Genomic DNA, 6,083 nt, shown 5'->3' with positions numbered 1-6,083 from the left:
TTGTGGCAAACCATTTTCGGCGGACTCGGGCTGATTGTCATGACCCTATTTATTGACCCACTGACGGTTCACTGGACACCCGTATTTGTCGGCGCCCTGCTTTATAATGCGATTCCCGGTACTGCTCTGGCCTATTTTCTCTGGGCCTACGCCTTGCAGAAACTGCCCTCCGGAATCGCGGGCATGGGCACACTGGCAGCGCCACTGATTGGTGTCGTTGCCGCTTGGCTGCAATTGGGAGAAACCCCGGGAGGCTGGGAAGGTGTGGGAATGGTCTGCATTTTTATCGCACTCGCCTTGGTCAGTTGGCAACACCTGCGCCCTCGTGAGCAGGAAAACGCTATTGTGCCAACGGGTCAGGAATAAATCGAAAATTTTGGATTCTCAAAGTCCATTTTGCAGCTGCTCTTGCTCCAGCATTTTGCGCAATTGCTGACCAGTCGCACGCTTCACCGGTTTTCCATCCACAGGCGAAGCGGGACTGCGCCGGTCTTCATCCAGCGCAAAAATGACCAGACGAATCTCCGTGTCTACGTAGTCAATTTTCAGGCAGGGATAATCTTGCGCCGGGGCATCGCCAAAATGCAGGCGCTGCCAGCTTTCTTCATAGGGCGTTTTCTGATCCATCAAAAAGAAAATGACCGTCTCAGGGGCATCCGCAAATAAATGCAGGGTAATTGCCGCATGGCGCGTAGCCGTACCATTCAACACCGGGCCGGTCAGACGCGGCTGAAACACCTCCAGCCACTGCATAGCTTTCAGCGCCCGCTCGCGCAGTTCGCGCAAATCCACCGCATGGGCAGGTCCGTGAAAAAGCTGCAGGCGGGCATGTAATTCCGATTCTATCTCACTATTATTCGGCCAGTGGTGCTGAGCATCCCCCCCCGCACCCAAACGCCGCGCCGCTTTTTCCTTGGCCACCCGAAAATCCACGACGCCCTCCTCCGCCATGATCCGGGCCGACTCCACAGCCAGCAAACGGCGTAAACGATGGGGTTGCTGTGACTTGCTCATGCTCGGTACTCCGATGATTGTCGCCAGGGACTATTCCGCATAAGATAGCGCGTAAGCGAGAGTGGCGGAATTGGTAGACGCACTGGATTTAGGTTCCAGCGCCGCACGGCGTGGGAGTTCGAGTCTCCCCTTTCGCACCAAATACTGGGTTAGCCGAGCCAGTCAAACAACCTGCGGATATTCCGAATGAACAGGGCATTAGCTCGACTGGATACACTACTCTATGGCGACGGGACACCAACAGGTGGTTTTTGCAGTTCCCTTGGGCGAATTTTGGGCAAAGCGCCAGAAATAAGTGTGCAACCAGCACGGCAATGCCTTTATTTGCTGGAGGTTGAGTGGCTCAGACCAGTGGATTATCAATCCGGGGGCTGACAATAAACTGCTATCGTGGCGGTTATAGTTGATACCTTAAGAATTGTAGTTTTCAATTATATAGTGAAGATCCTCCCTGGACTCTTCTAAAATATTAAGAGATTTTTCCATATCACCAGTTTAAAATTCTTGAAATTTACATTTGTTCACACTTTTTCAATGTACGACTACATAATTTTATGTTATTTTATTTATCACACAATTTTTTAATAAATCATCTAAATGAACAATAAAAAACACAATAAAATTTTGTTTTCTAAAGCAAAAGATTATTTCAATTCCCGAGACTATGCTTCTTCCGCAACGTGCCTTATTGATTATCTTGGGAAATTTCCAGATGATATAAAAGGAATCATTCTATTAGGGCGCGTATTATCCGGAATGCACTACTACAATAAAGCAGAAGAGGCATTTAATGTTGCTCTAAAAAATGATCAGAATAATTTTAGTGCACGTTTTTATCTCGGAGCTCTGTGGATACGAATGGGGCATTACAGTAAAGCAGAAAAGTTATATAGACAGTTGCTAAAGACCAAGCATGAAGACTCATTACCATTGATTATTAATCTGGTTCAGGCGTTAGGTCGACAAGGTAAGTATGATGAAGTACAAGAATGGTTGCTTATGCCTATTGTAACATCATCAAAAGATCCATTTTTTATTGTTGCAAGAGCTGAGATGTGTCTTATTCGCGGCGAATTTGAAAATGCTTATTTATTGGTAAAAAAAATAAAAATTAGTGATCCAGAAGTAATTTTAGAGTCTGACATTGACGAACAAAAAAAACTAAACGATGCATATATATCTGTTTTATTTATTAGGGCTAATTATCATCACCATTATGGTGAATATGATAAGTCTTTTTTGTTATACAATGCTGCACATTCTGTGCAGAAAAGTATTTATGGATGTTATGATTTTCCATCTATGGAAAGAAATTTAAAGTCAGATATTAAAATCTATGAAAATATAAAGCCAAAATTACTAAAATTTGAAAAGCTAGATTATACGCCAGTATTCATTGTTGGCATGCCCCGTTCAGGCACTAGTTTGCTGCATCAAATGCTCGATATGCACACGCAAATAGTGGGATTAGGTGAGCTATCTGAAATTCCTGAGATCGCAACCAAAATACGTTCATCAGAATTTATTGAGTCAGACAGTTATGAATCTACTTATATCCTAAGAAAAGCGTATATAGATTATTGTGCGTCACTTGTTAACGATTTTTGTTTTCAGGTCATGATTGACAAGTTGCCACATAATTTTCTATATATCGGAACAATAATGTTGTTATTTCCTGAGTCTAAAATAATTTTTTGTGAGCGTGATGCCCTTGATAATTGCCTGTCAATTTATCAGCAGAATATGACAGGTGATCATTCTTATAGCCATGATTTCGATCAATTAGCCAGATTCTATTGCTTTAGTCAGTATGCTCTTGAACAATGGAAGCTTCTGTTTGAAAAAAATATATTAATAGTTAGATATGAAGAAATGGTAAAAAGTCCTGAGAAAAAACTTCGTTGCGTGCTGGACTTTCTCGGGTTGCCATACGAAGATTCATGTCTTAACGTTCATCTTAACAAAAATATCATTAATACTTCAAGCCGGCATCAGGTCCAACAACCTATTTATGATTCGTCTATAAATAAATGGCAGAAATATTCAGGCAATCTTGGCAACCTTAAAGAAAACATTGATCGTTATAAAGAGTTTTATTTAACTTTTTATGAATAGCTTATCGTTATTATATTTGGAGATGATAACATGTGTTCAAATTTGATATTTATGGAGATATCTAAAGAATTTTTACCTGTTATGAAGTCCAGTCTTGTGGATTACCATAGTGCGGAACTGCAAAAGGTCATGCTTCTTTCCGAAGAAGCGGCTCACAATATCACGCAAGGACAGATACAGATGCTAGATAATATTGACCGACAAAGTGACAATCACCAGTATCTTGTTTCAGCGCAATATGATGGTCAGATGATAGGTGGTGCATGGTATTCGGCAGTACCCCATCAAGCTGCCGTCCTGCTCTGGTTTTTTATCGATGAAAAATATCAGAATCGAGGTTTTGGCAAACGATTAATGCAACATATTATGGATAATTGTAAAAACATGGAAGCATCAGGATTTGCTCTGCATGTATTCAGCCATAATGAAAAGGCGATCAAACTTTACCAATATTTTGGACTTCAAGAGGTTGGTAAGGAAATGTATATAAATTGGTCAGCATCATCCTGCTAAGATTCGTGATTAGATATTTATCGTTGGGTGTTTTTTATGGATGCGGCGTGTTCGCATATTCATTTCTATGTCTGTTATGTTGAGCTATTATTTTTTGTTATTGTTATATCGGAAGATGCCCCGTAACGTGGAGTTAAATCCGCCCAGCAAATAATTCTCGGCAGAGGACTGGTTTCAAGGGGTCTTTGAAGTATTCGTCAACTTTATCTCGAACTAACGAAGTACGGTATGCCGAATAACATGGGACGACCTTCCTGTTGGTTGGGACATAATGCACCATCATGTCTGATGGAAAGAGCCAACCAGGTTCGTAGTCCCTTGATTGAACGGGGACCAGTCACTGCCTGGATCGGCCATTTATGAGACAAAAAGCAGGGGCCGGTCATTTTTTGATGCCCCTGTGTTTCACTCGGTCTCGGAATCCAAACCCGGCCAAGGTTGCGTCTATGTCTGCATAGGCAGCGGCAACACTCTTTGGGTGACATCTTGTGACTTCCTTAACGGTCAGGTCAAAAGCGATGGCGAACACTAGCGTGCCTCTGGATCGTCAAGAGCATCCTTCAAAGGATATCCCAAGCGTTCCCCTGTTTGTGGCACCTCAATCTCGACAGTCCAGCCCTTCGCGGTGGCATGGCTTTCCTTGAGTATCTGGTAGGCAATACCAAACGGTCCGAACTGGCGAAAGGTTCCGATGAGTGCAGGATGCGGAAATTCTGCGATGTTTGGATGCATGGGTTGCTCTCCTCATTGGTACTCAATATTGTCAAAAAAACATCAGTAAGGCAAAGTCAACCTAATGAATGGCATGAATAAAGATTCAACCAACCTCACGAAGCAAAAAACTCGGATCAGGCAAGCACAGCGCCGCTCCCGCCCGCGTCAGCCGTTGGCTGTCATGTACGCCGCAAAGAACGCCTACCGGCAACACGCCAGCGGCTACGGCCATTTCCATATCATGGACGGTATCCCCGACCATGACGGCGGCTTCGGGTGCCAACGCGTAATGATCCAGGAGCTGTTCGAGCATCAGGGGATCGGGCTTGGAACGGGTTTCGTCCGCACAACGACTGGCGCTGATGCGTGCCGCCAGGTGCGGATTTTCGTTCAGCACCTTGTCCAGACCACGGCGCGCCTTGCCCGTTGCCACAGCAATTTGAAAGCCAGCATCCGCCAGGGCAATGACCGTCTGCTCCACTCCAGGGAAAAGTGGCATATCGACTGCCGGGGTGGAAAAAAAGCAATTCCGGTACCCCTCCAGAATGCGGGAACGCAAGTTTTCGTCTGCATCAGGGGCGAGAACCGCCAACGCATCACCAAGGCCTAAGCCAATAATTTCCTTATATTGCTCTTCGCCGCGATCGGCTAGCCCGGCATAGGCGAATGCATGGGCAAGGCATCGGCAAATAGTGGGTATGCTGTCCATCAAAGTGCCGTCCCAGTCGAATATGATCAGACGGCGATCCTGCAGCGCAGAATTCATGATTTGGGCTCCTGACGTAATTGCTGAAGCAATCCTTCCAGCTCTGCAGGCAACGGGGCCTGGATATGCACGGGCTGCTGATCGCGAGGATGCGTAAAACGAATGCTGACCGCGTGCAGGAACAGGCGGCGCAAGCCCAGACTGCGCAGGCGCTGATTGAAAGCTGCGTCGCCATATTTTTCATCACCCGCCACCGGGTGCTCTATGGCCTGAAGATGTACCCGGATCTGGTGGGTACGTCCGGTATCCAGATCGGCCTGCAATAACGCCGCGCCGGGGAAAAGCTCCAGCAACGAAAACCGCGTATGTGCGGGTTTGCCGTCGACCGGATCCACCCGCACCATGCGTTCTCCCGATTGCAGGGTATTTTTGCGCAAGGCCAGGCGCACGGAGCGGGTTTTGTCTTTCCAGTCACCCAGGGCCAGGGTCAGATATTGTTTTTCCATCTGTCCCTGGCGCAAGGCCTCATGCAGCGCCCGCAGTGCCGAGCGCTTTTTGCTGAGCACCAGACAACCGGAAGTGTCGCGATCCAGACGATGCACCAGTTCCAGTTCCCGGGCTTCTGGCCGCAGTTGGCGCAGGGCTTCGATAATGCCCCAGCTCAAACCGGAGCCGCCATGGACAGCGAGACCACTGGGCTTGTTCAGTACCAGCACATGGCTGTCTTCAAAAAGAACTGCCGATTCCAGTTGTCCGCGCAGGTGGGCAGGCAGAATGGCCGGATCACTGGGTTCAGCAACCCGCACCGGCGGCAGGCGCAGCACATCGCCAACGGCAATGTGGTAATGGGGCCGCGCCCGGCCTTTATTGACCCGCACCTCGCCACTACGCAGGATTTTGTAGATGTGAGAACGGGGCACGCCTTTCATGACCCGCAGGAGGAAATTGTCGAGACGCTGGCCCGCATCCGCATCGGTCACCAGCCACTGTCGCACTCCGTTTTCCGCCATATTTTCACCGC

The 6,083-nt window shown here is 47.1% G+C and carries 7 protein-coding genes and 1 tRNA gene; 4 read left to right on the top strand and 4 right to left on the bottom strand.

Annotation, left to right across the window (positions count from 1 at the left end; genetic code table 11):
- A partial coding sequence (locus AC2VLY_RS00790; protein WP_486921599.1) for a DMT family transporter occupies positions 1-366 on the top strand: 366 nt, incomplete at its 5' end.
- Between the two features lie 18 nt (positions 367-384).
- Here the strand turns inward: AC2VLY_RS00790 and AC2VLY_RS00785 are convergent.
- Positions 385-1,014, bottom strand: a complete 630-nt coding sequence (locus AC2VLY_RS00785; protein ID WP_193651864.1) for a nucleotidyltransferase — start codon at positions 1,012-1,014, stop codon at positions 385-387.
- Between the two features lie 55 nt (positions 1,015-1,069).
- On the opposite strand from AC2VLY_RS00785, the gene AC2VLY_RS00780 reads away from it, so the two are divergent.
- The 3 genes from AC2VLY_RS00780 (at position 1,070) to AC2VLY_RS00770 (ending at position 3,642) form a co-directional block, all read left to right on the top strand.
- Positions 1,070-1,154, top strand: a tRNA-Leu gene (locus AC2VLY_RS00780).
- Positions 1,155-1,611: 457 nt separating this feature from the next.
- Positions 1,612-3,129, top strand: coding sequence for a tetratricopeptide repeat-containing sulfotransferase family protein (locus AC2VLY_RS00775; protein ID WP_486921598.1), 1,518 nt, complete (start codon positions 1,612-1,614; stop codon positions 3,127-3,129).
- A gap of 30 nt (positions 3,130-3,159) precedes the next feature.
- A complete protein-coding gene (locus tag AC2VLY_RS00770) occupies positions 3,160-3,642 on the top strand; it encodes a GNAT family N-acetyltransferase (protein WP_486893145.1) in 483 nt (160 codons plus the stop codon).
- A gap of 528 nt (positions 3,643-4,170) precedes the next feature.
- On the opposite strand, the gene AC2VLY_RS00765 is transcribed toward AC2VLY_RS00770, so the two are convergent.
- The 3 genes from AC2VLY_RS00765 to rluC all read right to left on the bottom strand — a co-directional run.
- The gene (locus AC2VLY_RS00765; RefSeq protein ID WP_486893144.1) at positions 4,171-4,374 is read right to left on the bottom strand and encodes a DUF5397 family protein; all 204 of its coding nucleotides are present in this window, start codon (positions 4,372-4,374) and stop codon (positions 4,171-4,173) included.
- An 85-nt stretch (positions 4,375-4,459) separates the two neighbouring features.
- Positions 4,460-5,122, bottom strand: coding sequence for an HAD family hydrolase (locus tag AC2VLY_RS00760; protein ID WP_486893143.1), 663 nt, complete (start codon positions 5,120-5,122; stop codon positions 4,460-4,462).
- Positions 5,119-6,083 (bottom strand): 23S rRNA pseudouridine(955/2504/2580) synthase RluC (gene rluC / locus AC2VLY_RS00755; RefSeq protein ID WP_486893142.1); only part of this gene is annotated, 965 nt, incomplete at its 5' end. The genes rluC and AC2VLY_RS00760, both read right to left, overlap by 4 nt.

It is taken from the genome of Acidithiobacillus sp. TH-A36, from assembly GCF_057473445.1.
The sequence above is the reverse complement of the archived record's forward strand: the minus strand, read 5'-3'. Positions and strand labels throughout refer to the sequence as shown.

What these genes read in the sequence shown, in the direction of transcription:
- AC2VLY_RS00785 (WP_193651864.1), bottom strand. Translation starts at nt 1,014, where the DNA reads ATGAGCAAGTCACAGCAACCCCATCGTTTACGCCGTTTGCTGGCTGTG.
- AC2VLY_RS00775 (WP_486921598.1), top strand. Translation starts at nt 1,612, where the DNA reads ATGAACAATAAAAAACACAATAAAATTTTGTTTTCTAAAGCAAAAGAT.
- AC2VLY_RS00770 (WP_486893145.1), top strand. Translation starts at nt 3,160, where the DNA reads ATGTGTTCAAATTTGATATTTATGGAGATATCTAAAGAATTTTTACCT.
- AC2VLY_RS00765 (WP_486893144.1), bottom strand. Translation starts at nt 4,374, where the DNA reads ATGCATCCAAACATCGCAGAATTTCCGCATCCTGCACTCATCGGAACC.
- AC2VLY_RS00760 (WP_486893143.1), bottom strand. Translation starts at nt 5,122, where the DNA reads ATGAATTCTGCGCTGCAGGATCGCCGTCTGATCATATTCGACTGGGAC.